17 protein-coding genes and 3 tRNA genes are annotated in these 24,350 nt (G+C 69.8%); 17 read left to right on the top strand and 3 right to left on the bottom strand.

Annotated features, from left to right (window positions below):
* The first annotated feature begins 66 nt into the window (after nucleotides 1-66).
* From ASD35_RS25475 to ASD35_RS25465, 3 genes are read left to right on the top strand one after another with little or no spacing between them, the layout of a single operon-like run.
* Nucleotides 67-2,496 carry a catalase gene (locus ASD35_RS25475; protein ID WP_056877764.1) on the top strand — a complete coding sequence of 810 codons (2,430 nt, stop codon included), beginning with the start codon at nucleotides 67-69 and terminating at the stop codon, nucleotides 2,494-2,496.
* A gap of 50 nt (nucleotides 2,497-2,546) precedes the next feature.
* Nucleotides 2,547-3,797 (top strand): putative DNA modification/repair radical SAM protein, encoded by a 1,251-nt coding sequence (locus ASD35_RS25470; RefSeq protein ID WP_056877763.1) that lies wholly within the window; start codon nucleotides 2,547-2,549, stop codon nucleotides 3,795-3,797.
* Nucleotides 3,797-4,552 (top strand): TIGR03915 family putative DNA repair protein, encoded by a 756-nt coding sequence (locus ASD35_RS25465; protein ID WP_056877762.1) that lies wholly within the window; start codon nucleotides 3,797-3,799, stop codon nucleotides 4,550-4,552. Before ASD35_RS25470 ends, ASD35_RS25465 begins: the two co-directional genes overlap by 1 nt.
* Here the strand turns inward: ASD35_RS25465 and ASD35_RS25460 are convergent.
* Nucleotides 4,549-6,045: a GAF domain-containing protein gene (locus ASD35_RS25460; protein WP_056877761.1), complete on the bottom strand. Its 1,497-nt coding sequence runs from the start codon at nucleotides 6,043-6,045 to the stop codon at nucleotides 4,549-4,551. The two genes, ASD35_RS25465 and ASD35_RS25460, sit on opposite strands and share 4 nt — an antisense overlap.
* Before the next feature lie 144 nt (nucleotides 6,046-6,189).
* On the opposite strand from ASD35_RS25460, the gene ASD35_RS25455 reads away from it, so the two are divergent.
* From ASD35_RS25455 to ASD35_RS25410, 10 genes are read left to right on the top strand one after another with little or no spacing between them, the layout of a single operon-like run.
* Complete coding sequence (locus tag ASD35_RS25455) at nucleotides 6,190-7,098, top strand: BadF/BadG/BcrA/BcrD ATPase family protein (protein ID WP_082580452.1); 909 nt, start codon at nucleotides 6,190-6,192, stop codon at nucleotides 7,096-7,098.
* Entirely contained in the window at nucleotides 7,095-7,823 is a 729-nt protein-coding gene (locus ASD35_RS25450; RefSeq protein WP_056877759.1) for a GntR family transcriptional regulator, read from the top strand. Before ASD35_RS25455 ends, ASD35_RS25450 begins: the two co-directional genes overlap by 4 nt.
* Nucleotides 7,823-8,953: an N-acetylglucosamine-6-phosphate deacetylase gene (nagA, locus tag ASD35_RS25445; RefSeq protein ID WP_056877758.1), complete on the top strand. Its 1,131-nt coding sequence runs from the start codon at nucleotides 7,823-7,825 to the stop codon at nucleotides 8,951-8,953. The genes ASD35_RS25450 and nagA overlap by 1 nt, the downstream gene beginning before the upstream one ends.
* The gene (locus ASD35_RS25440; RefSeq protein WP_200956107.1) at nucleotides 8,934-9,956 is read left to right on the top strand and encodes an SIS domain-containing protein; all 1,023 of its coding nucleotides are present in this window, start codon (nucleotides 8,934-8,936) and stop codon (nucleotides 9,954-9,956) included. Before nagA ends, ASD35_RS25440 begins: the two co-directional genes overlap by 20 nt.
* Before the next feature lie 9 nt (nucleotides 9,957-9,965).
* Nucleotides 9,966-11,438 (top strand): beta-N-acetylhexosaminidase, encoded by a 1,473-nt coding sequence (gene nagZ, locus ASD35_RS25435; protein ID WP_056877779.1) that lies wholly within the window; start codon nucleotides 9,966-9,968, stop codon nucleotides 11,436-11,438.
* Complete coding sequence (locus ASD35_RS25430) at nucleotides 11,438-12,712, top strand: MFS transporter (protein ID WP_056877757.1); 1,275 nt, start codon at nucleotides 11,438-11,440, stop codon at nucleotides 12,710-12,712. The genes nagZ and ASD35_RS25430 overlap by 1 nt, the downstream gene beginning before the upstream one ends.
* Entirely contained in the window at nucleotides 12,709-13,548 is an 840-nt protein-coding gene (locus ASD35_RS25425; RefSeq protein WP_157275773.1) for a glycoside hydrolase family 16 protein, read from the top strand. The genes ASD35_RS25430 and ASD35_RS25425 overlap by 4 nt, the downstream gene beginning before the upstream one ends.
* Nucleotides 13,545-14,672 (top strand): glycoside hydrolase family 18 protein, encoded by a 1,128-nt coding sequence (locus ASD35_RS25420; protein WP_056877755.1) that lies wholly within the window; start codon nucleotides 13,545-13,547, stop codon nucleotides 14,670-14,672. Before ASD35_RS25425 ends, ASD35_RS25420 begins: the two co-directional genes overlap by 4 nt.
* Nucleotides 14,669-15,739 (top strand): acyltransferase family protein, encoded by a 1,071-nt coding sequence (locus ASD35_RS25415; RefSeq protein ID WP_235538461.1) that lies wholly within the window; start codon nucleotides 14,669-14,671, stop codon nucleotides 15,737-15,739. Before ASD35_RS25420 ends, ASD35_RS25415 begins: the two co-directional genes overlap by 4 nt.
* Before the next feature lie 13 nt (nucleotides 15,740-15,752).
* The gene (locus tag ASD35_RS25410; RefSeq protein WP_056877754.1) at nucleotides 15,753-16,460 is read left to right on the top strand and encodes a DUF6445 family protein; all 708 of its coding nucleotides are present in this window, start codon (nucleotides 15,753-15,755) and stop codon (nucleotides 16,458-16,460) included.
* A 57-nt stretch (nucleotides 16,461-16,517) separates the two neighbouring features.
* Here ASD35_RS25410 and ASD35_RS25405 read toward each other — a convergent pair whose 3' ends face one another.
* On the bottom strand, nucleotides 16,518-19,172 hold the full coding sequence (locus ASD35_RS25405; protein WP_056877777.1) for a TonB-dependent receptor: 2,655 nt from the start codon (nucleotides 19,170-19,172) through the stop codon (nucleotides 16,518-16,520).
* Between the two features lie 348 nt (nucleotides 19,173-19,520).
* Here ASD35_RS25405 and ASD35_RS25400 point away from each other — a divergent pair, with 348 nt between their 5' ends.
* Entirely contained in the window at nucleotides 19,521-20,531 is a 1,011-nt protein-coding gene (locus ASD35_RS25400) for a cupin-like domain-containing protein (protein ID WP_056877753.1), read from the top strand.
* 42 nt (nucleotides 20,532-20,573) lie between these two features.
* On the opposite strand, the gene ASD35_RS25395 is transcribed toward ASD35_RS25400, so the two are convergent.
* Nucleotides 20,574-23,429 carry a TonB-dependent receptor gene (locus tag ASD35_RS25395; protein WP_056877752.1) on the bottom strand — a complete coding sequence of 952 codons (2,856 nt, stop codon included), beginning with the start codon at nucleotides 23,427-23,429 and terminating at the stop codon, nucleotides 20,574-20,576.
* A gap of 458 nt (nucleotides 23,430-23,887) precedes the next feature.
* On the opposite strand from ASD35_RS25395, the gene ASD35_RS25390 reads away from it, so the two are divergent.
* The 3 genes from ASD35_RS25390 (at nucleotide 23,888) to ASD35_RS25380 (ending at nucleotide 24,242) form a co-directional block, all read left to right on the top strand.
* Nucleotides 23,888-23,972, top strand: a tRNA-Tyr gene (locus ASD35_RS25390).
* Nucleotides 23,973-24,007: 35 nt separating this feature from the next.
* Nucleotides 24,008-24,081 (top strand) — tRNA-Gly (locus ASD35_RS25385).
* An 86-nt stretch (nucleotides 24,082-24,167) separates the two neighbouring features.
* Nucleotides 24,168-24,242, top strand: a tRNA-Thr gene (locus ASD35_RS25380).
* Nucleotides 24,243-24,350: the final 108 nt, after the last annotated feature.

The following is a 24,350-nucleotide window of genomic DNA, read 5'->3' as shown; positions in this document are numbered from 1 at the left end:
GCTGCCTGGGCATGCGGAATGCCAGATGTCCCCTCGTTGCTTCACTCAACCCGCACAGGACGCCCCATGGCCAAGACTCCCACGACCCCGCCGGCAAAAAAATCCGCCCAGAAGTCCACCCCCGCCAAGGCCGCGGCACGCAATACCGACAGCGGCCCGGCCCGGCCGTCGCCAGCGCCGGCGGGCGACGCGGCGGCGCGGCGCATGGAAGATGTACAGACCACCGCGGCCGCGCTGCCCTTCAACGCCAACAAGGCGGGCGAGCATGGTGCCGCCAACGGCCTGGCGCCTGAGGTGGGCCAGCACGTCACGCCGCCATCGCGGCTGGTGACGGGCAGCACGCTGTCCGAGGCGCAGACCAGCACCAAGGTCGGCACGCAGGCGGCGGAAGGCGGCAACCCCACCGTCGCACCGCTGGACCGGGTGCGCGTGGACTCTTCCGGCCAGCCGTTGACGACCAACCAGGGCGTGCGCATCGCCGACAACCAGAACTCGCTGAAGGCCGGCACGCGCGGCCCGGTGCTGCTGGAGGACTTCATCCTCCGCGACAAGCTGACCCACTTCGACCACGAACGCATCCCCGAGCGCATCGTGCATGCGCGCGGCTCGGCGGCGCACGGCTTCTTCGAGGCCTATGAAGCGCTGCCTGAATTGACCACCGCCGCGCCGTTCAAGGCCGCCGGCAAGATCACGCCGGTGTTCGTGCGCTTCTCCACCGTGCAGGGCGAGCGCGGCAGCAAGGACACGGCGCGCGACGTGCGCGGCTTCGCCGTCAAGTTCTACACCGACGAGGGCAACTGGGACCTCGTAGGCAACAACATGCCGGTGTTCTTCATCCAGGACGCGATGAAGTTCCCCGACCTCGTGCATGCCGTCAAGCCCGAGCCGCACCACCAGATGCCGCAGGCCGCCAGCGCCCACGACACCTTCTGGGACTTTGTCTCGTTGATGCCCGAGTCCACCCACATGCTGATGTGGGTCATGAGCGACCGTGCCATCCCACGCAGCTACGCCACCATGCAGGGATTCGGCGTGCACAGCTACCGCATGGTCAACGCCGACGGCGAATCGGTGTTCGTCAAGTTCCACTGGAACCCGAAGTTCGGCACGCACTCGCTGACCTGGGACGAGGCCGTCAAGATCTCCGGCGCCGACCCCGACTACCACCGCCGCGACCTGTGGGAGCGCATCGAAAGCGGCGCCTTCCCCGAGTGGGAGCTGGGCATCCAGGTGTTCACCGAAGACGAGGCCGCGCGCTTCAGCTTCGACATCCTCGACGCGACCAAGATCGTGCCGGAAGAGCTGGTGCCCGTCCGCCCCATCGGCCGCATGGTGCTCAACCGCAACCCCGACAACTTCTTCGCTGAGACCGAGCAGGTCGCCTTCTGCACGGCCAACATCATCCCGGGCCTGGATTTCTCCAACGACCCGCTGCTGGCCGGCCGCATTCACTCCTACGTCGACACGCAGATCACGCGGCTGGGCGGCCCCAACTTCCATGAGATCCCGATCAACTCGCCCATCGCGCCGGTGCACAACAACCAGCGCGACGGCATGCACCGCCAGGCCATCCACCGCGGCCGCGTGAGCTACGAGCCCAACTCGCTGGCCGGCGGCTGCCCCTTCCAGGCCGGCGCGGCGGAGCAGGGCTTCACGTCGGTGGCGGCGCGGCTGCGCGCGCGCGAGGACCAGGCCAAGGTGCGCGCCAAGCCCGAGCTGTTCGCCGAGCACTACAACCAGGCGCGCCTCTTCTACGAGAGCCAGTCGCCGGTGGAGCAGAACCACATCGCCGCGGCCTTCCGCTTCGAGCTCAGCAAGGTCACGGTGCCGGCCATCCGCGAGCGCATGCTGGCCTCGCTGCGCAATGCATCGCAAGACCTGGCGGCCAAGGTGGCCGCCGGCCTGAACATGCCGCTGCCCGAGCCCATGCCCAAGGCGATTGCGCGTGCGCCGAGGCCGGAGGTCAAGGTGTCGCCCGCGCTGTCGCTGTTCGCGCGGCCGGGTGATGGCTCCATCGCCGGCCGCAAGATCGTGATGCTGGCGGCCGACGGCGTCGTCGGCGAGTCGCTGCTGGCCGTGCACGCCGCGCTGTTCGCGCAGGGCGCCGTGCCGCGCATCGCCGCGCCGCGCATCGGCCCGGTGCAGACGGCCGATGGTGTGGCACTGCAGGCGGACGTGTCGCTGGAGAACGAGCCCGGCTTCCTGTTCGACGCGCTGGTGCTGCCCGATGGCGAGGCCGCGGTGAACGCGCTGCTGCGGGACGGCCACACCTACGAGTTCATCCGCGACCAGTACCGCCACTGCAAGTCCATCCTGGCGCTGGGCACCGGCCTGCAACTGCTGCAGGCGGCGGGCGTCGGCACGGCGACGGCGACCGAGGTGCCCGACCCCGGCATCGTCGTTGCGGACGATGCAGCCACGGGCGCGGCCGACTTCATCGAAGCCGTCGCCAGGCACCGCCACTTCCAGCGCGAGACCGACCCGCCGATGGTCTGACGGTGTAGGACGCACGCCGCCGACAACTGTATTTATATACAGTTGTCGGCATGGATGTTCAGACCAAGCTCGCCGTGCTGGCCGATGCGGCCAAGTACGACGCCTCCTGCGCCAGCAGCGGCACCGAGAAGCGCGACTCGCGCGATGGCCGGAGCCTGGGCTCCACCAGCAACGGCATCTGCCACGCCTTCACGCCCGATGGCCGCTGCGTGTCGCTGCTCAAGGTGCTGCTGACGAACTGGTGCGTGTACGACTGCCTGTACTGCATCAACCGCAAGTCCAGCGACGTCAAGCGCGCGCGCTTCGCCATCGACGAGGTCGTGCAGCTGACGCTGTCCTTCTACCGGCGCAACGTCATCGAAGGGCTGTTCCTGTCCAGCGGCATCATCCGCACGCCCGACTACACGATGGAGCAGGTCATCGAGGTCGCGCGGCGGCTGCGCGAAGAGGAGCACTTCAAGGGCTACATCCATCTGAAGACCATCCCCGACGCGTCGCCCGAACTCGTCGAACGCGCCGGGCGTTACGCCGACCGGCTGTCCATCAACATCGAGCTGCCCAGTGCCGCGAGCCTGAAAGCGCTGGCGCCCGAGAAGGACGCCGGCGGCATCGAGCGCACGATGTCACGCATCCACCTGCGGCTGCAGGCGGCGAAGGACGCCAAGCGCGCGGCCGAGGCCATCCGCGCGCTCCCCGGCGCCGCCGCCAGCGCCGCCAGGCCGCCGTCGTTCGCGCCCGCCGGGCAGAGCACCCAACTCATCGTCGGCGCCGATGCGTCCGACGACCGCACCGTGCTGCAACTGTCCAGCCGGCTCTACACGGCCCAGCGGCTGCGGCGCGTGTACTACTCGGCCTACAGCCCAATCCCGCACGCGAGCAGCCAACTGCCGCCGCAGGCCGCGCCGCTGCTGCGCGAGCACCGGCTCTACCAGGCCGACTGGCTGATGCGGTTCTACGGCTTCGGTGCCGACGAGATCGTCACCGAGGCCGGCTTCCTGTCGCTGCGCCACGATCCCAAGCTCGCCTGGGCGCTGGCGCACCCGGAGGGATTCCCGCTCGACGTCGACCGTGCACCGCGCGAGGCGCTGCTGCGTGTGCCGGGGCTGGGTGTGGGCTCGGTGGACAAGCTGGTCGCCGCGCGCCAGCACCGCCGGCTGCGGCGCGCGGACCTGCTGGCGCTGGGCCCCTCGGCCAGGAAGGCACTGCCGTTCCTCGTCGCCATCGACCACCGGCCGCAGCCGGCCGACGTGCAGGCCCTCGCGCGGCCAGGGCCGCAAGCGCAGCAGGCCGCGTTGTTCTGATGAAGCTGCCGCTGCGCTACCCCGCCGACTGGGACGGCTTTGCCGCGCAACTGCCCGCGCTGCTGGCCGGCGACGCCGACTGGACGCGTGACGTCGGTGCGCAGGCCGCGCTGTTCTGCAACGCCGCCGAGCAGGCCGCGAAGCCCTGGGCGCCGCCCGACAGCTGGGCGGACCTCGGTCGGCGCGTCGCCATGCACGGCGACGACACGCGCTACGCCCGGTTGCTGGCCTTTGCACGCCGGCTGCAATGCGAGCCGGGCCTGTGGGACGACGTGCTGGACCCCGACCGCCGCCGCCTGCAGTCCATGGCCCGCCAGGTGGACCGCGAGATCCACAAGATGCATGCCTTCGTGCGCTTTCGCCAGGTGGCCGACGAGCAGGCCGCCGGTGGCTTCCGCCATGTCGCCTGGTTCGAGCCCGCGCACCACATCCTGCGCGCTGCCGCACCCTTCTTCGTGCGCCGCTTCGCGCAACACCCGTGGGCCATCCTGACGCCGCTGGGTTGCCTGCACTGGGACGGCCGGCGCCTCACCGGCGCCGGCCCCGCCCAGCGTGAAGACGCACCGCCCGCGGACGCCGGCGAGGCGCTGTGGCTGACCTACTACCGCAGCATCTTCAACCCGGCGCGCCTGAAGGTGGCGATGATGAAGAAGGAGATGCCGGTGCGCTACTGGGCGCAGATGCCGGAGACGCGGCTGATCACGGAGCTGGTGAAGGAGGCGCCGCGTCGCGAGGGCCGCATGCGCAGTGTCTAACTGCCTTGGGCTTCGAACAGCAAAGCCAGCTGGCTCGCAATCAGCAGCTCCTGCCGCGTCCATGCCCGGGTCGCGTGCGCGTCCACCAGCCACAGCGCGCCCGCCAGCTGGGCACCGTCGTACAGGGGCACTTCGATGCGCGCCTGGGCTGCGCCCGGCAGACCGTGCAGCTCGGCATGGCAGGGGTGCAGCGCCGCGTCGGGCAAGGCCAGCGGCGCACCGTGGCGGGTCAGCAGGTCGACATAGCGCGGCTGTTCGGCGGTATGCAGCCCGCCGTCGCCCAAAGGCCAGCGGACCACGCTCGCCAGGCCGAGGATGCGGGCGCTGGCGGCCTTCAGCTCCGCAACCGCCTCGGGCGGCGGCGCGGTAGCCAGGCGCTGGCGCTGGCCGCACAGGTGCAGCAGCAGCTCCTCGGGCGTGACGGGTGCGCCGCCGTCCTCCGCCGGCGGGGCCAGCGTGGTGCGGGCCGGCAGGCTCAAGCGCTCGATCTCGGACTGCAGGGCCAGGTGTTGCCACAGGTGCTCCAGCGCGCCGGCGGCGTCGCCCTCGGTCTGCAGCAGTTGCGCCAGCTGCAGGTGCGCCTGCCGGGCCTGGGCGCGCGACTGGATGCGCTGGGCGAGGGCCAGGCCGTGGCGCGTGGAGCGGATGGCGGCGGCCGTGTCGCCGCGGGCCAGCGCGATCTCGGTCCAGGTGCGGCTGGCGGCGGCCTCCAGCCAGGGGTAGCCGTGGCGGACGGCGATGTCCAGCGCCAGCCGGCAGTCGGCCACCGCCCAGTCCATGCGCTGGCGGGCCAGCGCCGCGCGCGCTAGGTGCCAGTGCGCCTCGGCCTCGAAGACCCGGTGCGCGCCGCGCCGCGCCGCCGCGAGGCCATGGCTGAAATGACGCTCAGCGGCCGGCAGGTCGCCGGTCTCGAAGCTGCCCACGCCGATGTTCAGCGCCAGCTTGGCGGCCAGGTGGCTGTCGTCGCCTTGGCTGCCCAGCTGGGCCAGGTGCTCGCCGGCATCGCGCATCTGGCGCAGGCCGCGTGCCCAGTCGGCATGGGCGTAGTGGATCTGCCCCAGGCCGATGCGCGCGGCCACGCCGGCCTGCAGGTGGCCGCTGACCTCGGCGAGGTCCAGCGCCCGCGACCATTGCTCGCTGGCAAGCTGGTACTCGCCCTGTTGGTAGGCGATGCGGCCCAGCGCCTCGCACACGCGCGCGGCCTGCACCGGAAAGTGACCAGCGGCCGCGAGGGCGCCGGCCTGCTCCAGCGCCGGCAGCAACTCCAGCGCGCGCCCGCGCGGCTCCAGCAGACCGAAGCGGGCATAGAGGGTATCCACGCCGACAGCGGTGTCGCCCGCCGCGAACGCATTGACGCTCAGCGTGTGGAGCAGCCGGTCCGCCGTGGTGGGATGACGGTGCGCCACGCGGGCAATGCGCGCAAGCAGCGCGGCCAACGTCTCGCTGGCGGCAGGTTGGAGGGTGAACACGGCGGCCTCGGGTTGGTTTCTCACTGGTATTCTTGTCGATCCGTAGCCATGCAGGCCCGCGGACTGGGGTCAGTCCGTAGCCCAAGCCAGCGGCCATAGACCAGTTTAAAACCAATTGACGGGCTTGCTGGTTGGTATTAGAGTGGTATCGACTGAATCCTGTCGACCATGCCGCTCGCTCTCCACCCCTCGCTCCTCACGTCCTGCAACTCCGGCCGACCCGTGCGCTGGTGGGTGGGCGTCGATGGCGGCGGCACCAGCACGCGGGCCGTGGTGGCGGACCCAGCGGGCCGCATCCTGGGCCGCGGCGAGTCCGGTGCTTCGGCGCTGGGGCAGGGCGCGGAGCAGGCTTGGCGCCATGTCGCCGAGGCCATCGCCCGCGCCGGCGTGGCCGGGTTGGCGCTCGAGGATTGTGCGCTGGGCCTGGGCCTGTCGGGCACCGGCGTGCCGGCGCAGCTGCGGGCCTTTGTCGCCGCGGACCCTGGTGTCGCGCGCTTCACGCTGGTCACCGACGGCCTGGCCGCGCTGCTTGGCGCCCATGGTGGCAAGCCGGGCGCGCTGCTGATCTCCGGCACCGGCTCGGTCGCCGAGGCGCTGCTGCCGGACGGCCGGCGCCGCATGGTGGGCGGCTGGGGCTGGCAGATCGGCGACGAAGGCAGCGGCGCCTGGCTGGGCCAGCAGGCCATGAAACTGGCGCAGGCGGCCTATGACCAGCGCGCGCCGGCCGGCCCGCTGGTGCAGGCCGTGTGGGCCCGGGCCGGCGCGACGCGCGAGGCCATGCTGGCCTTCTGCGCCCAGGCCGGGCAGGGCGGCTATGCGAGCCTGGCGCCCCTCGTCTTCGAGCATGAGGCCGCCGACCCCGCCGCCGCCGCGCTGTTGAACGACGCGGCGCGCGCGCTGGAGGCCCTGGCCGCTGCCGTCCACCCCACGCTGCCGCTGGCCCTGGCCGGCAGCATCGCGCTGCGCCTGGGCAGCCGCCTCAGCCCCGCCGTGCAGTCCCGCCGTGTCGAACCCCAGGGCGACGCCGCCGCCGGCGCGCTCTGGTTGATCCAACAACAAGAGACAACCTCCGCATGAGCGCTGTTTTCGACTTCAAGCCCGACCCCAACGCGGCGTCGCCCTTGTACATGCAGCTGGCGCAAGGCCTGGCGCAGGCGATCCGCGACGGCATCTTCCACGCCGACGAGGCGCTGCCGAGCGAGCGCGTGCTGGCCGAGCAGCTGGCGCTGTCGCGTGTCACCGCGCGCAAGGCCATCGACCGGCTCGTGGAGCAGGGGCTGATCATCCGCAAGCGCGGCTCGGGCAACTACATCGCGCCCAAGCTGGAGCAGCCGCTGACGCGCCTGACCAGCTTCTCGGAAGAGCTGCACCAGCGCGGCTTCGTGCCCAGTTCGCGCTGGCTGCAGCGCGGCTTCACGCCGGCGGCGCCGGACGAGCAGCTGTCGCTGGAGCTGAAGAGCGGCGAGCGCGTCGCGCGGCTGGAGCGGCTTCGCCTGGCCGATGCGGTCGTCATGGCCTACGAGGTCAGCGTGCTGCCGCAGTCCGTGCTGCCCGACCCGCAGAAGGTCGAGGCGTCGCTGTACACGCACCTGGGCGACCGCGCACCGGTGCGGGCCCTGCAGCACATCCGCGCGTTGAACGCGGACGCCAAGCTCGCCGGTCTGCTGGAAGTGCCGCTGGGCGCCGCGGTGCTGTTCATCACGCGGGTCGGCTACCTGGCCTCGGGCAAGGCGGTGGAGCTGACGCACTCCTATTGCCGCAGCGACTACTACGACTTCGTCGCCGAGATGCGCAGGGATTGATGAAGCTTCGACTCGAAGGCGACATCGTCACGCCGCAGGGCGTGATCGCCGGCCACCTGGAGCTCGCGCACGGCCGCATCGCGGCCGTCGAAGGCGTGCCCGTCGACGCCTCGCGCGCTGGCGAGGGCGGCCGGGCGGTGCTGCTGCCCGGCTTCATCGACACCCACGTGCACGGCGGCGGTGGCCGCGACACGATGGAGGGCGGCGACGCCATCGCGACGATCGCGTGCCGCCATGCCCGCCACGGCACGACGGCGCTGCTGGCGACGACGATGACGGCGCCCATAACCCAGATCGAGGCCGCGCTGAAGGCCCTCGGCCCCGTCTGCCGCGAGCGCGGCGCGCAATCGGCACGCGTGCTGGGGGTGCATCTCGAAGGCCCCTACATCAACCCCGACCGCCTCGGCGCCCAGCCCGCGCACGCCGTGCCCGCGACGCTGGTCGAAGTGCAGCGGCTCAATGAATTCGCGCCCATCAAGGTGCTGACGATCGCGCCCGAGATGGGCGGCCACCTGGCGCTGATCGGCCCGCTGCGCGACGCCGGCATCCGTGTGCAGATCGGCCACAGCGCGGGCAGCCATGAGGACGGCGTCGCGGCGCTCAACGCCGGCGCGGCCGGCTTCACGCATCTCTTCAACGCCATGACCGGCCTGCACCACCGCGAGCCTGGCATGGTCGGCGCGGCGCTGGCGTACGGCCAGCATGCCGAGCTGATCCCTGACCTGCTGCACGTGCATCCCGGCGCCATCCGCGTCGCGCTGCGCTGCATCCCGGGCCTGTTCTGCGTCACCGACTCGACCGCCGCCGCCGGCATGCCCGACGGTGAGTACGCCCTCGGCGAACACCGGGTGCAGAAGTGCCTGGGCGGCGTGCGCCTGGCCGACGGCACGCTGGCCGGCAGTGCGCTGACGATGGACCAGGCGCTGCGCAACCTCGTGCAAGTGCTGGGCCTGTCGCTGCCCGACGCGTCGCGCCGCGTGTCGACGCTGGCCGCCGATTACCTGGGCCTGGCGGACCGCGGGCGCCTGGCGCCGGGGGCCTGGGGCGATGTGGTCGTGATGGATGCCGGGCTTCAGCTGCGGCGCGTGTTTGTGGAAGGTGAAGAGATCGATGTCGTCGCTGATGCTTGAAGAGGCGCTGAGTGCGCCGGACGCGGTGGCCCGCCAGTTGGCAGCCGACCCGCTGAGTTACACCCGCCTGGGCCAGGCGCTGCAGGAGCAGCCGCCCGCCAGCGTGCTGACGATCGCGCGCGGCAGCTCCGACCATGCGGCCCACTACCTGGCCTACCTCGTCATGGCGCGGCTGGGCCGGCTGGTCACGTCGCTGCCGATGTCGCTGATCACGCTGTACCAGAGCCGCATCCATTGCGAGGGGCTGGTGTCGCTGGCGTTCTCGCAGTCGGGCCAGAGCCCCGACCTGATCGCACCGACGAAATTCTTCCGCGAAGGCGGTGCGCGCACGGTGGCCTTCGTCAACGCCAGCGGCTCGCCGCTCGCCGCCGCGGCGGAGCATGTGTTCGAGCTGCATGCCGGCCCCGAGAAGAGCGTGGCCGCGACCAAGAGCTACATCGCCCAGCTGGTGGCCGGCGCGCGCGTCGTGGCCGCCTGGCAGCGGGACGATGCGCTGCGGGCCGCGCTGAACGTGCTGCCCATCGCGCTGGAGCAGGCCAGCACACTGGACTGGAGCGCCGCGCTGCCGGTGCTGCAGCGCGCGGAGCGCCTCTTCGTGCTGGGCCGCGGCACCGGCCTGGCCGTCGCGATGGAGGCGGCGCTGAAGCTCAAGGAGACCTGCGGCATCCAGGCCGAGGCCTTCTCGGGCGCCGAGGTCAAGCATGGCCCGATGGCGCTGGTGCGCGACGGCTATCCGCTGCTGGTGTTCGCGCCGCGCGGCCCGGCGCAGGCCGGCCTGCTGGCGATCGCCGAGGAGATGCGCTCGCGCGGCGGCCGCGTGCTGCTGGCCGCGCCGCTGGGCACGCCCGGCGCCGAGCTGCCGCTGGTGACAACCGGCAACGAGGACCTCGACCCCATCGCCCTGGTGCAGAGCTTCTATCCCATGGTCGAGGCGCTGGCGCGGGCCCGGGGCTTCAACCCCGATGTGCCGCCCAACCTCGCCAAGGTCACCAAAACACACTGAGACATGGCCATGAGCACCTTTGATCCCGGTCGGCTGGTGATGGTGGACATCCCCGGCACTCGCCTCGACGCGGAGACGGCCGCCTTCCTGCGCGAGCAGAAGATCCGCTCCGTCTGCCTGTTCCGCAAGAACATCGGCAGCGAAGACGAGGTCCGCGCGCTCATGCGCGACCTCATCGACGTGCTGGGTCCCGAGGCGCTGATCGGCATCGACCAGGAAGGCGGCGCCGTCGTGCGCGTGACCTTCCTGCCGCAGCCGCCGTCGGCGATGGCGCTGGGTGCGGGTGGTGACGCCGCCCGCGCCGAGGCCGTGGGCGCGGCCGTCGCGCGTGGGCTGAAGTCTCTGGGCATCAACTGGAACTTCGCGCCGGTGCTGGACGTCAACAACAACCCGGCCAACCCGGTCATCGGCGAGCGCAGTTTCTCGAACGACCCGGCCGAGGTCAGCCGCCTGGCCGCCGCGTGGATGCGCGGTTCGCTGCGTGAAGGCGTGGCCTGCTGCGTGAAGCACTTTCCCGGCCATGGCGACACGCATGTGGACTCGCACCACGCGCTGCCCACCGTCGACAAATCGCGCGCCGAACTGGACGCGCTGGAGCTTGTGCCGTTCAAGGCGCTGGCAGCCCAGGCGCCGGCCATGATGACCGCCCACATCGTCTACCCGCAGATCGACCCCGACCGGCCGGCCACGCTGTCGCCCGAGCTGCTGGGCGGCATCCTGCGCCGCGACTGGGGCTATGACGGCGTCGTCATCACCGACGCGCTGATGATGAAGGCCGTGGCCGAGCGCTTCGGCTACGCGAGGTCGGCCGTCATGGCCATCGAGGCCGGCGCCGACATGGTGCTGGCCCAGGGCTCGCCGGCCGAGCAGCTGGTGGCGATCAACGCATTGCGCGAGGCTTTCGCCAGCGGACGGCTGACACCGCAGCAGGGCGATGTGGCCAATGCCCGGCTGGACCGCCTGGCCGCCGCCTACCCGGCCCAGCCGGTGGACGACGCAGCCGCCCGCGCGGCCGACCACGCGCTGATGGCCGAGGCCTGGGCGGCCGGCCTGACCGCGCTGCGCGGCGCCACTGCCCCGCGGCTCGACGCGCCCCTCCGTGTCATCGTGCAGGGCGACGTGCCGACCGACATGGTTTCGGAAGCCGGCCCCACCGGCCGCCAGGCGGTGGCGCTGTTCGACCGCTTCACGGATGCCCAGGTGCAGATGGTCGACGACATCGCCAAGCTTGACTGGGCGACGGTGCCGCGCGATGGCCGTGCCAACGTGCTGGTGTCGACGCGGCGGGCGCGTTATGGCGCGGCATCCAAGGGCTGGCAGCCCGACCTGCACATCGCGCTGTGGAACCCCTACCAGGCGCTCGATGTGGCCGGCCCGACGCTGCTGAGCTGGGGCTTCGCACCCGGGGCGCTGGCCGGCATCAAGGCCTGGCTGGAAGGTCGCACTCAAGCCGGCGGCCGTGCGCCGCAAGGGTTGAACTGATGGACCAGAAGAACCCGATGCGCTGGGTGCCCAGCCTGTACTTCGTGCAGGGCATGCAGTTCTTCGTCGTCATGCTGATCGCCGGCCTGATGTTCAAGAACCTGGGCGTGGCCAACGATGACATCGCGCAATGGACGGCGGCGCTGGGCCTGGCCTGGGCCATCAAGCCGCTGTGGAGCCCCTTCCTGGAGCTGGCGCGCAGCAAGAAGCTCGTCGTCGTGGCGGCGCAGTACGTCGGCGCGGCGGGCCTGGGCCTGATGGCGCTGGCGCTGCACCTGCCGCATTGGTTCGCGGCGGCCCTCATCGTGCTGTTCCTGATCGCCTACGCCTCCGCCACGCACGACATCGCCTGCGACGGGCTCTACATGGCCTCGCTGGACGGCAAGCGCCAGGCGACGTACGCCGGTTGGCAGGGCGCCTTCTTCAACGGCGCGCGTTTCTTCATCACCGGCGTCGTGCTCAAGATCGCCGGGCACCTCGAGGGCACGATGGGCGCGGTCAACGCCTGGTCCAGCGTCTTCGTGATGCTGGCCGGCCTGGTCGCCGTGCTGGCCACCTACAACGCCCGCTTCCTGCCGGGCACGCTGAGCACCGAGCACAGCGAGCTCACGGCCTCGGGCGTGGCCGCCATGCTGAAGGACGTCGTCATCGACTTCTTCCGCAAGCCCGGCATCTGGCGCGCCGTGCTGTTCATCGTCATGTTCCGCCTGGCCGAGGGGCAGGTGCAGACCATCGGCCCGCTGTTCCTGCTGGAAGCGCGCGACAAGGGCGGCCTGGGCCTGGCGACCGGCCAGGTGGCCGACGTGTACGGCTGGGTGGGCACGGGCGCCTTCCTGGTCGGCTCGGTGCTGGGTGGCTGGGTGACCAGCCGGCTCGGCCTGCGGCGTGCGATGCCGCTGCTGCTCATCGCCATGTGCGTGCCCAACGTGACCTTCTACTACCTGGCCGCAACGACCCCGCAGGACATGCTGCACATCGGCGCGGCGGTGGGCGTGGAGATGTTCGGCTATGGCTTCGGCTTCGTCGGCATGATCCTGTACATCATGCAGGCCGTGGCACCGGGCCGCTTCCAGACGGCGCACTATGCGCTCGGTTCGGGCGTCATGCAGCTGGGCTTCGTGCTCAGCAAGTTCATCAGCGGCAAGATCCAGCTGGCCCTGGGCTACCAGGACTTCTTCGCATGGACCATCGCCTGCGGCCTGCCCGCCCTGCTGCTGCTGCTGTGGGTGCCGATGCCGCGCAAGGCTGCGTCCCCCGAGGCGGTGCCGGCATGAGGGCCGCCTGGTTGCTGCTCGCGGCCGCACCGGCCTTCGCGGCCGGCGAGTTCTTCGACGATTTCGCGCAGAAGGACCTCGACGCCCTGCGCGCCAGCGGCTGGGTGCTGCGCGACGGCACGGGCCACCCGGGCCTGCCGGGCGCGCGCTTTTCCCCGGCACAGCTGGCCCTGGAGGGCGGCTTGCTGACGCTCCGGCTCGCCACCGACGGCACGCCGGCGAACACGACGCTGGCCCAGCTCTGCGCGGCGCGCAAGTTCCTCATCGGCACGACGACGGCGCGCGTGCGCTTTCGCGACACGCCGGGCTCGCGCGATCCCGTCATCCAGAGCTTCTTCCTGGCCAGCCCGCTGAAGCACGACTACGACCCCGACTTCAGTGAAGTCGACTTCGAATACCTCCCGCATGGCGGCTGGGGCGAGCCCGAGACACGGCTCTACGGCGTCAGCTGGCAGACGGTGCGCATAGACCCCTGGCAGTCCTTCAACCAGGCGTCCATCGTGCAGGGTTCCTTCGACGGCTGGCAGCTGCTGACCGTGCAGGTGGAGGCCACGCGCACGCGCCACTACGTCAATGGCCGGCTGATGGGCGAGCACACCGGCCGCAACGTGCCGAGCAAGCCGATGGCGATCAGCTTCAACCACTGGCTGGCCGCCGGTGCGGTGGCGGGTGCGCCGCGCGCATACGAATTCGATGTGGACTGGGTGCTGCACGAGGCGGGCCGCACCGTCAGCCCCGCCGGCATGCAAACCCGGGCCGCGCAGCTGCGCAAGCAGGGCGTGGCCCGCCAGGACACCGTGCCCGATGCGGGCCTGACGAGCGAGTGCAATCTATGAACAAGACCTGGCTGGCCGCAATGGCCCTCGCGGCATCCCTTGCACAGGCGGCGCCGCCCGTCGTCGGCACCTACATCCTGGCCGAGCGCGGCGTCGATGTCGTCGAGCAGCTCAAGCCCGGCCGCGTCACGCACCTGCTCTACGCCTTCCTGCTGATCTGCGGCGAAGGCCAGCGCGCGCAGGAGGCGGCGGCCTGCGCCGGCAAGCCGGCCTTCAGCATCGCGCCGCATGCCGACCAGGACACGTTCCCGGCCGCCTTCCAGCGGCTGAAGCAGCGCGACCCCAAGGTGCAGGTGCTGGCCTCGGTGGGCGGCTGGGGCGGGTCCGATCCCTTCTTCCACCTGGCCGCGACGGCCGAGGGCCGCGCCGCCTTCGTCAAATCGTCCATGGACTGGCTGCGCTCCCACCCGGGCTTCGACGGCCTGGACATCGACTGGGAGCACCCCGGCAACAACGGTGCGTCCAACGGTGTGCAACTCGGCAGCCCGGCCGACGGCGAGCGTTTCGTGCAGCTGTTGCAGGACCTGCGCACGGGCCTGGACGCATTGGGCCGCGAGGCCGGCCGGCGCTATGCATTGACCGTCGCGATCAACACCACCGAGGAGCAACTGCAGCGCATGCCCATGGGCCGCGCCGCCGAAGCGCTGGACCTGGTCTTCATGATGACCTACGACTTCACCGGTCCGTGGACGAAGACCGCCGGCAACCACACGCCGCTGCGCAGCGCGAAGCCGGGTGACGAGAGCCTGGCGGCGTCGGTCGCCAACCTCAAGGCCGAGGGCGTGCCGGCGGCCAAGATGGTGGCCGGCGTGGCGATGTACGGCCGCGGCTTCGAAGGCGTGAAGGCCGACCGCAGCTATGCCAAGCCGTGGCCCAACGCCGACGGCTCGGTGGCCTTCAAGGACATCGGCAAGCTGGCCGGCATGCAGCCGCAGTTCGACAAGGCCACGCAGTCCTGGGCGATGGTGGGCGGTGGCCGCTACGTGGGTTACGACGACCCGCGCGCGGTACGCGCCAAGGTCGCATTCGTGAAGAAGGCCGGGCTGGCCGGCGTGTTCGCGTGGGAGCTGAGCCAGGACAACGGCGAGATACTGGACGCCATGAACACCCTGATGACGCCGTGATCGCGGCCCGGCGCATCGCGTCGGTCGACGCCCTGCGCGGCCTGGCCGTGGCCGCCATGCTGCTGGTCAACAACCCCGGCGACTGGGGCCATGTCTACGCGCCGCTGCAGCACGCGGCCTGGCACGGCTTCACGCCGACCGACCTGATCTTCCCGTTCTTCCTCTTCATCGTCGGCGTGTCCGCGGCGCTGGCGCTCGGGCCGCGCGTGGAGGGCGGCGCCGTGCCGGGGCCGCTGTGCGCGGCCATCGTGCAACGCGGCCTGCGCATCATTGCGCTGGGCCTGGTGCTGCATGCGCTGGCCTGGTGGCTGTTGAACAAGCCCGAGTTCCGCGTGCTCGGCGTGCTGCAGCGCATCGGCATCTGCTTCATCGCCGTGGGGCTGGTGGCCGTGCAACTGCGCGCGCGCGGCCAGTGGGTGCTGCTGATCCTGCTGCTGGTGGGCTATGCCGCGCTGCTGCAGTTCGCCAGCCCGACGCTGGAGAAGGTCGGCAGCCTGAACCAGCGCATCGACACGGCCGTGCTGGGCCGCTTCGCCTACGAATGGAATGCGGCCACCGGCATCGCCTTCGACCCCGAGGGCCTGCTGTCGACGCTGGGCGCGCTCGCGACGACGGTGCTGGGCCTCCTCTGCGGCGGCCTGCTGCGGCGCGATCAGCCGCGCGCCGTGCTGCTGACCGGGGTCGCCGGGGCGCTGGTGGGCTGGTGGTGGTCCGCCTGGCTGCCGTGGAACAAGCAGCTGTGGACGCCGTCCTTCGCGCTGTGGACCGGCGGCCTGACCGCGGTGGCGCTGGCGGCGGCGCATGTCTGGATCGACCGGCTCGGCCACCGCGCCGTCGGCCGCGCCTTCGGGCTGAACGCCATCGGCGCCTATGCCGGGGCCTGGATGTGCACGCTGCTGCTGGCGGCCACGGGCTGGATGGCGCCGCTGTACGGCAACGTCTTCGGGCCGCTCGGCGCCGTCGTCGGGCCGGCGGGCCAGTCGCTCGCCTTCGCGGTGGCCTTCGTCGCCGTGTGGGCGGCCATCGTCTGGGTGCTGGACAAGGCCGGTTGGTATTGGAAGGTCTGACCAGGGTGCCGGCATGAGCGAGCCATTCGCCGTGCGCATGCCGCCGGACGTGCAGTCCGTGCAGGTCGGCGACCACCAGCTGGTCTTCATCGACGACTTCCTGGACGACCCCCAGGCCCTTGTCGACGCTGCGGCGCAGGCCGGCTTCTCGCCCTACCCAGGCGTGGCCGAGCGCAAGGGCTATCCCGGCGTGCGCGCGCCGGCGCCGTCTGATTACTCGGCCAACCTCACCGCGCTGATGGAGCCGCTGATCCGCCAGAACTTCGCCGTGCCGCAGCACCTGGCGCTGCGCAAGAGCGAGTGCGCGTTCTCGCTCACGACGATGCCGCCCGAGGCGCTCGGCCCGCTGCAGCGCACGCCGCACTTCGACGCCAGCACGCCGCACCACATGGCCGTGCTGCTCTACCTCTGCGGCCCCGAGCACGGCGGCACCGGCTTCTACCGTCACCGCGCGACCGGCCTGCAGCAGGTCACGGCAGACAGCCGCGAGGACTTCCTCGACCGCTACTACGCCGAGCTCAACGCCCGCCCGCCGGCGCAGCGCTACTTCGATGACAGCGACGCGCACTTCGAGTTCCTGGGCATGATGCCGGCGCGCTTCAACCGCCTGGTGGTCTACCGCGGCAGCCTGCTGCATTCGGCGGTCGTCAACCCGCGGATCAGCATCGACGGTGACCCGCGTACGGGGCGGTTGACGGTGAATTCGTTCTACGACTTCTAGTCCACCAAGAAAAAAGCCCGGCGGCTGCCGGGCAAGAGGGAGACAAGCGGGCGTCGATCAGAACTTGGCCGTCAGCCCGATCTTGTAGGTCGTCTCGCCCTTGAACGACCACGCCGGGTATCCGGCCTTCAGCGGGTCCTTGTGCAGCACGTCGGCCGGCAGGTTCGTGGCCATCGCGCCGTACTGGATGTCATCCTGCTTGGTCAGGTTCACCGCGTCGAAGCTGAGCTTGAGCCACTTGTTGATGTTCCAGCCGAAGCTCGCATCCAGCGTGCCGTAGTTGGCGTGCATGCGGTTGCCGTACCAGTAGGCGTTCTCGCGAATGAGGTACTTGGAGCGCCAGTTGTAGGCCAGGCGGCCGAAGTAGGCCTCGGTCTCGTAGTAGCCGACCAGGTTGACGTTGTGCTTGGACGACTGCGTGAAGATGCCGATCTGGTCCGCGAAGCTTTCCTTGGGCGCCGTGCCTTCCGTGAAGGTGTAGTTGGCGACCACGCCGAAGCCGTTGTTGAAGGCATGGTTGGCCTGCAGCTCCACGCCGCGCAGGCGCCCGCCGCCGGCGTTGACGAAGTTCTGCACGGTCCAGTTGTCCACGCCCGACTTCGGGTCGACCAGGCCGACCTTCTGGTTCACCTGCACGTTGGCGGTGATGAAGTTCTGGATGTCCTTGTTGAAGAACGTCGCCGACAACACGTTGCCACGCCCGTAGTAGTACTCCAGGCTCAGGTCGATTTGGGATGACTTCATCGGCTTGAGCTCGACGCTGCCGACCGTCCAGGTCTCGTTGCCGACGCGGTCGTCGTTGTAGCCCGACACCTGGATGCCGAACATGTTGGCGAAATTCGGGCGCGTGATCGCCTGGGCGGCGGCGGCGCGCAGCACCAGGTCCTTGCGCAGGTCCACCGCGAGGTTGACGCTGGGCAGCACGTCGTTGTACTTGGACTTCTTGACGTCGAAGCCGCGGCCCCAGTTCTCGTTGCCGGCGTAGTCGCCCGCGGCCAGCGGCGTGCCGTCGAACTTGTAGCCGGTGCTCTTCACGTCGGTCGAGATGTAGCGCAGGCCGAAGTTGCCGCGCAGGTTGTCGGCCTCGAACTCGAACATGCCGTAGGCCGACTTGTTTTTCTCGCTGAGTTCGCTGTAGGCCGAGCGGTCCTCGTTCCAGCCGGTGATGTTCTTCAGCGTGCCGGCGACCATCGCGTCGATGTTGGGGCGCGGGATGGTCCAGCTCGCCACTTCCACGGTGCCGTCGAACAAACTGGCGGTGTTGGTGGACGCGATGGTGGCGGCCCAGACCGGGCGGTAGGCGCGCTTCTCGAACGTGTGGTCGGCAAAGCGCACGCCGGTCTTGAAGGTGTTGATCGCGCCCCAGTTCAGGTCGATGGTGGCGTCGAGCTGCGCGTACTTTTCCTGGTCCCGGTTCGGGCCTTGCGACGTGGCCCAGCTTTGCGGCGCGAGCTGCGACGGCAGCTGAGCGGCGGTGAAGGACTGGTTGGAGGTCGGGTTGACGGCGATCTGATGGCCGGTCGCGTCGATGGTGCCCTGCCACTTCGGCACGCTGAAGCCGGCGTCCCAGCTGCCGGCCTGGTAGTTGGCGGTGAGCTTGGTGCCGCCCTTGGCCTTGGTGGTGCCGGCGACGAGGTCGAACTTCGCGCCGTCGACCTTGTAGTGGCCGTCGAAGGTGACGCTGTCGGAGGTCATCTCGGCGGCGCGCGCCCAGACCTGGAAGAACTGGTTGGGCAGCGGGTTGGCGGCGGTCGTCGTGCTGTGCACGCACATGCCGTTGGGGTTCCAGGGCGACTTCACGTCCGTGTTGCGCTTGTCGCAGTTGGTGCCGTTCTCGGGGTCCTGGAAGATGTAGTCGCTGCTGTTGGAGTTGTCGCCGACGAGCTTGAGGCGCAGCAGGTTCAGGCCGAGCTCCAGGCCTTGTGCGGGGCGCGCCTGCAGCGTCAGGTTGATGGCGTCGCGCTTGCGGTCCTGCACGAAGGCGGTGGGCGCCACGTCGCCGGCCCAGCGGTTGTCGGCCTCGACGCCGCGGCGGATGTAGGCGCCCTGGGCGTGCGCGGCGGCGGCCAGCACGCCGAAGGTCTTGGCGTCGTTCTTCCAGCTGTAAAGGCCCGAGACTTCCTTCTCCGGGTCGCTGATGGTGCCGCGGCCGTACTTCACGCTGACGAAGCCGCTGTGGGCGCCCAGGTCCAGCGGCTTGCGGGTCTTGACGATGACCGTGCCGCCGATGCCGCCTTCGGTCAGGTCGGCCTGCTGGGACTTGTAGACCTCCATGCCGCCGATCAGCTCGGAGGGCAGCAGCGAGTAGTTGAAGGAGCGGTCGATGTCGAGCTGGTCGTACCAGCCGGTGGACGCGACGGTCTGGCCGTTCAGCGTCGTGTAGGTCATCTGTGGGTCGGAGCCGCGGATGGACACCGTGGCGCCCTGGCCGAAGGCGCGGCCCACCGACACGCCGGGGATGCGGCCCAGAGCCTGGCCGACGTCCGAATCCGGCAGCTTGCCCACGTCCTCGGCGGAGACGGCGTCGACCACCGCGCTGGCGTTCTTCTTGATCGTCGCAGCGGTCTGCAGCGAGGCGCGGATGCCGGTGACGACGACCTGCTCGAGCTGCGCGGGCGCGGGAGCGTCGGCCTGCTGTGCCTGGGCGGCGAGCGAGCCGCCCAGCAATGCCAGCGACACGGCGGCCGCGATGGGGGTCTGCTTGACCTTCATGATGTAGTCCTCGTTGTGGCCATGAATGCTTGCGGTCGGTGGGCTGCGTCGGCCCTCTTGCATACCACCGTGAGTCCGGTTGTCGGTCGCAGTCGCGATTCACAGTGCGACCAGTAAGATGCCACTATAGCGATTGCTAAATCCACTTAGCTACCAATTTGGATTGAGTGGTTTCCCGGATGGCTTGCTGGAGGCCCCTTCCCACTGTGCGCGACGCCGTAGGCGGCGCGACGATTCGAGTGAATTGGTATTGAAGGCGTGGCGCGCTGCGGGCCAAGCGAATGGCGTTCAAACCACAACTGGTCATGAGGTGGCCTGCAGCACAATCGCCGCAGACCTGGAGACGCGATGCGTGCGATGACCGAATTCCTGGCAATGAGCCGCGAGCGCTTCCACGCCGAGCTGCTACCGGCTTATGAGCCCGCCGTGCTGCGCGGCCTGGTGGCCGACTGGCCGCTCGTGAGCGCTGGCCGGCAGGGCCTGGAGGCGGCGTTGCACTACCTGGCGGGCTTCGACAGCGGCGCCCCGGTCGATGCGCTGCTGGTCCGTCCAGGCGCGCGGCGCGCCTTCGGCCATGCACCCGGCCTGGACGGGTTCACCTTCGTGCGTGACCGCCGGCCGCTGGCTGCGCTGTTCGAGCAGTTCTGGCGCTACAGCCACTTCGAGGAGCCGCCCGGCCTGGCCGTGCAGAGCGCACCCATCGCCGAGGTGCTGCCGGGCCTGGAGGCAGTGAATGCCAATCCGCTGCTGGACGCGGCCATTCCGCCGCGGCTCTGGCTGGGCAACCGCGGCACGACGCCGGCGCACTTCGACAGCTCCCACAACATCGCTTGCGTGGTGGCCGGCCGCCGCCGCTTCACGGTGCTGCCGCCGCAGAGCGCGCCGGACCTCTACCTCGGCCCGCCGGACCACGCGCCCACTGCCGCGCCGACGACGGTGGCCGCACTGGATGCGCCGGATTTCGAGCGTTTCCCCCGGCTGCGCCAGGCGCTGGACACCGCCTTCGTCGCCGAGCTGGCGCCGGGCGACGCGATCTACATCCCGCCGCTGTGGTTCCACCAGGTCGAGTCGCTGGACCCGCGGTTCAACGCGCTCGTCAACTACTGGTGGCGGCCCGAACCCGCGCCCGGCCGCGTGGACGATGCCCAGCAGGCGGCGCTGCGGCTGTGCATGCTGGCCTTCCGCCACCTGCCCGACGGCGAACGCGAAGGCTGGCGGGCGCTGCTGGACCACTACGCCTTCGGCGCCCGGCCCGAATCGCTGAGCCACCTGCCGCCTGCCAAGCGCGGCCTGCTGGGCGAGATCGACGCCGGACAGGATGCCACCTACCGGGCCGATGTCATCGAGCGCCTGAAATGAAAACGGAGCCCGAAGGCTCCGCCGTGTGGCACGCAGGGACGGTCAGAACTTGACGCGTGCGGTCAGGTAGAACTGGCGGCCGTTGGTGTAGATGCCGCGCGGCTGCGCGTCGTTCAGCGCGAAGTACTTCAGCGTGGGATTGTTGAGGTTCAGCGCATCCAGGTTCAGCGAGAAGTTCTCGTTGAACTTGTAGCCCACCGACGCGGACACCACGCCGCCGCCCTTCTGGCTGTATTCGCTGTTGCGGTCCAGGCCGATGAAGGTGTCCGAGCGGTAGCTGTAGTTCAGGCGCGCCGAGAACTGGTCGTTCTCGAAGAAGCCGCCCAGGTTGGCGGTGTGCTTGGTGGCGCCGCGCAGCACATGGCCGTCCTGGTCGTGGCCGTCTGCGAACGTGTAGTTCGCGCTGACGCCGAAGTTGCCGGCCACCGGCATCTCGAAGCCGAACTCCAGGCCGGTCACGCTGGCCTTCTTGTTGACCTGCGACAGCAGGCGGTACGGCGCGTTGACGATGACGGGCGGTGTGCCGGCGGGGGCGCCTGCCGGCGTCACCTCGGTGCGGAAGGTGCCGGTCGTGAAGCCGTCGGTGATGTAGCTGGCCATCTCCATGTGGAAGGCGCCCATCGACACGAAGGCTCGCGGTGCGAAGTACCACTCCAGGTTGGCGTCGAAGTTGGTCGAGCGCAGCGGCTTCAGCTCGGGGTTGCCGGCGTTGCCGGAGCCGACGGCCTGGCCGGTCGGGTCGCTGTAGCTGCCCAGCGTCGTGAAGCCGGAGATGGCGGTGTAGTCCGGGCGGGTGACGGTCTTGGACAGCGCCAGGCGGCCGACCAGGTCTTTCGTGATGTCGACGCGGATGCTGGCGCTGGGCAGCACGTCGGTGTAGCTGCGCTTGTTCCACAGCGTCGCGTAGTCGCCGAACAGCGAGCCCTTGATGTCCGCGACCGTGCCGGCCGGCGCGCGGCCGATAGGGACGATGTTGCTGGCCGTCTGCTTGGTGTTGACGACGCGCAGGCCGACATTGCCGCTCCAGCCCTGGCCTTCCAGGTTGCCCTGCAGGTAGGCGGCGTTGGTTTTCTCGGTCACCGAGTACTCGCCGTTGTCGGGCCAGCGGCGCAGCACCGGGTCGCGGAACGAGAAGGCCGTGCCGTATGCACCCAACGCGGCCTGGGTGTAGTAGGCGATGTTGGCCGGCACGCTGCCCAGGCCCGAGCCGAAGTCGGACGGGTAGGCGGCGTCGGGCTTCAGGAAGTTGGCGGGGTTGTACGGCGAGGCCGCGTCGCTGGCGCAGAAGTAGGGCGAGATGCCCCAGTTCAGGCCGGTGTTCGGGTTGCCGGTGCAGCCGGGCGCCTGGGCGATCATGGCGCCGGTGTAGCGCTGGTGCTTGGCGCTGCGGGCGCCGAACTTCAGGCTGCTGAGCACGCCGGCATTGAGCGTGAACTCGCCATCGATCTGGGCCCAGTCTTCCTTGTCGGTCGTGTTGACGTTCTGTACGCCCCAGATCCAGTCGAAGTTGCGGCCGTTGGTCGCGTTGTTCGGGTCGGACGGGCTGACGGCGTTGGTGAACACGGGCGCCGTGTCCGCGCCGCGCAGCTCATAGCCGGCGGCGGTCGAGCGGATCAGCGGCGCGAAGATGTCCTGCGTGCCGGTGATGCCGCGGCCCTTGGAGGTGCCGAGCTGCGTCGTCAGCGTCAGCGCGTCGCTCACCTTCCACTTGCCGTCGAAGTTGACGAAGTTGGACGAGGCGGCCGACGTCGGGCGGGAGATCGCATCGACCTCGCCGTTCCAGAACGGCGTGCCAGCCGGCGCGGCCGTGAAGTTGGCCTTGGTCAGCGTGCGCACGCCGCCGATGTCGGTCACCGTGTAGCCCGGCGCCAGGTTGGCGTTGCCCGCCTGTACCGACGGCAGCACGCCGACCGAGTGGGCGTCGTTGTCGTTCAGGTGCAGGTAGTTGTTGTTGTAGTTGGCCGCGTCCATCTTGGAGCGAAAGCCGGTCAGGCTCAGGTCGACGTTGGCGGTGGGCTTGAACTGCACCGTCACCAGGCCGCCCTTGCGGTCGCGCTCCTGCTGGAAGAGCGCAGCGCCGATGGACGTCGGCACCCACACGCCGGCCAGGCCGGGGTTGGCGGTCAGCAAGCGAGCGTCGAGCGAGGCATCGAGCTGGCGATAGCCCAGCGTCTCGACGCCGTCACGGCGCAGGTGGCGCTTTTCGGAGAACGCCTGCACCAGCACACCGAAGGTCTTCGCCTCGTTCTTGAAATTGGCCAGCACGCTGACCTGCGGGTCGGTCTTGCCGGGCAGGTCCGCATAGACCGCGCCGATGCCGGCCTCGAAGGTCAGCGCCTTGCCGAAGTCCAGCGGCTTGCGCGTGACGATGTTGACCGAGCCGGCGGTGCCGCCTTCGACCAGCGAGGCCTCGGAACTCTTGCGCAGCTCCACGCGGCTGACCAGTTCAGACGGCAGCAGCGAATAGCTGACGCTGCGGCCGACGCCCGCGCCGGTCTGGTCCAGCACGAACCAGTCGCCGCTGGCGATGGCGTGGCCGTTGATCAGGGTCTGCGTCAGGCTGGGGTTAGTGCCGCGCACGCCGACGCGGTCGCGCTCATCGAAGCCGCCGGAACCACCGGCCGGGCTGTTCAGCACCGACACGCCGGGGATGCGGGCCAGCGAGTCGGCGACGTTCTTGTCGGGCATCTTGCCGATGTCCTCGGCGGTGATGACGTCGATGTGGGCGTCGGCGTTGCGCTTGACGCTCAGCGCCTTCTCCTGCGCGGCGCGGATGCCGGTCACGACGACCGTGTCCAGCTGCGGGTTGGCGGGGGCTTGCTGGGCCATGGCGACATTGCTGGCGCCGAGCAGGGCGATGAACACCGCCTGCGAGATGGGGGTCTGGTTGACCTTCATGGTTGTTCCTCGGGATGGCAATGAATCGGAGCGGTCGCGACTCTGGGGATGCGTACCACCTTCAGTCCGGCTGGGCGTTGCGGCCATGACCAGAATGGAGCCACTGTAAATCTTGATAACGCCACTTTGCTACCAATGTATGACCAGTACTTTCCCTTGGGGTCTCCGCTGGCGCTGCCGGCTCACCGTGGCGCAGGGCGTAAGCACTCGATTTTGGTATCCGATTGGTCTTGTCTCGGGGCAGTGTGGTGTTGTATGTAGGGGACGCGGCGCGGGCCGCCGATGGACTTCATCTCTGAGCGGGAGGCGAGCCGGGTGGGGTGCGGTGGCGACTTTCGGTCCGCGCGTCGTGATCCGGCCCGGCGGTCTGTCCCGGTGAAAGCGCAGTGCAGCGCCCGTCGGACGTGGGCCGCTGTTGCGCCCCGCTAGCCCTGTGCTATAGTTGCGGGCTTGCCTCAGGAGGGGTGGCCGAGTGGTTAAAGGCAGCAGACTGTAAATCTGCCCGCATTGCGTACGCTGGTTCGAATCCAGCCTCCTCCACCAAAGCTTGCGCATGCATGCAGAGGTAAGAGCCCAGAGCGGGAGTAGTTCAATGGTAGAACCTTAGCCTTCCAAGCTAATGACACGGGTTCGATTCCCGTTTCCCGCTCCACTTGCGAGCAGTTTGGTCGGCCGACGTCGACACCGGTTTGCCGGCCAGCGGTTCAGTGATGAGCCAGGCGTCAAACCCGTGCCGATGCCCATGTGGCTCAGTGGTAGAGCACTCCCTTGGTAAGGGAGAGGTCACGCGTTCGATCCGCGTCATGGGCACCACACCTTCTTCTTTTTCTACTCGTTTCAACGGGTTCGCCTCAGGAGCGCAAGATGGCAAAAGGCAAGTTTGAACGGACCAAGCCGCACGTGAACGTGGGCACGATCGGC

It is taken from the genome of Pelomonas sp. Root1444 (assembly GCF_001426885.1).
In the GTDB taxonomy this organism is placed as follows: domain Bacteria; phylum Pseudomonadota; class Gammaproteobacteria; order Burkholderiales; family Burkholderiaceae_C; genus Pelomonas.
Note: the sequence above shows the minus strand (reverse complement) of the source record. Positions and strands in the feature narration are given on the sequence as shown.